Genomic DNA, 1,134 nt, shown 5'->3' on the forward strand with positions numbered 1-1,134 from the left:
CGTCCGTCCTACCCCCGTCGCGACGACCGCGGCGGCGACCGTGGTGGTTTCCGCGGGGGCCGTGACGACCGTGGTGGGGACCGTCCGTCCTACCCGCGCCGCGACGACCGCGGTGGCGACCGTCCCTCGTACCCCCGTCGTGACGACCGGGGCGGCGACCGCGGTGGTTACCGCGGCCGTGATGACCGTGGTGGCGACCGCGACTTCCGCGCGGACCGTGACCGGGACCCGGTCAAGCGGCTCCCGATCGACGAGGACGTCACCGGCCTCGAGATCGACGCCGATGTGCGTCAGGAGCTGCTGAGCCTGCCCAAGGGCCTGGCCGAAGAGGTCTCCAAGAACCTCGTCATGGTCGCCCGGCTGATCGACGAGGAGCCCGAGCAGGCGTACGCGTACTCCCGCATCGCCCTGCGCCTGGCCTCCCGCGTCGCCGCCGTCCGCGAGGCCGCCGGCTTCGCCGCGTACGCCACGCAGAAGTACAGCGAGGCCCTCGCGGAGTTCCGTGCCGCCAAGCGCATGACCGGCTCGGTCGAGCTGTGGCCCGTCATGGCCGACTGCGAGCGCGGCCTCGGCCGCCCGGAGCGGGCGCTGGCGATGGCCGGCGAGCCCGAGGTGCAGAAGCTGGACAAGGCCGGCCAGGTCGAGATGCGTCTGGTCGCGGCCGGTGCCCGGCGGGACCAGGGGCAGCTCGAAGCGGCCATCGTGACCCTGCAGAGCCCGGAGCTGGCCTCCAGCTCCGTCCAGCCGTGGACCGCGCGCCTGCGCTACGCCTACGCCGACGCCCTGCTGGCGGCCGGTCGTGAGGACGAGGCGCGCGAGTGGTTCGGCAAGACCCTCGAAGCGGACAAGGACGGCGCCACCGACGCCTCCGACCGCCTTGCCGAGCTCGACGGTGTCGAGTTCGTCGACGCCGCGGTCGACCTGGCCGACCTCGACGAGGACGAGGACGACGAGGACGACGACGAGGACGCGGCGGAGATCGCCGCGGCCGAGCGCGCCACCGACGTCGCCGAGTACTACGACGAGGACGACGAGGAGTACGAGCCGCTGGAGCAGTCCGACGCCGACGCCGACGCCGATGTCGAGGGCGACAAGGCCTGAGGCACGGTGACATGAAGAAGGGCGGTACCCCGG

Annotated in this window: 1 protein-coding gene; it reads left to right on the forward strand. The window is 73.1% G+C overall.

Annotation, left to right across the window (positions count from 1 at the left end):
- Positions 1 to 285: 285 nt before the first annotated feature.
- Complete coding sequence (locus tag ACWGE1_RS41095; RefSeq protein WP_453425576.1) at positions 286 to 1,101, forward strand: hypothetical protein; 816 nt, start codon at positions 286 to 288, stop codon at positions 1,099 to 1,101.
- Positions 1,102 to 1,134: the final 33 nt, after the last annotated feature.

It is taken from the genome of Streptomyces sp. NPDC054932 (assembly GCF_053610205.1).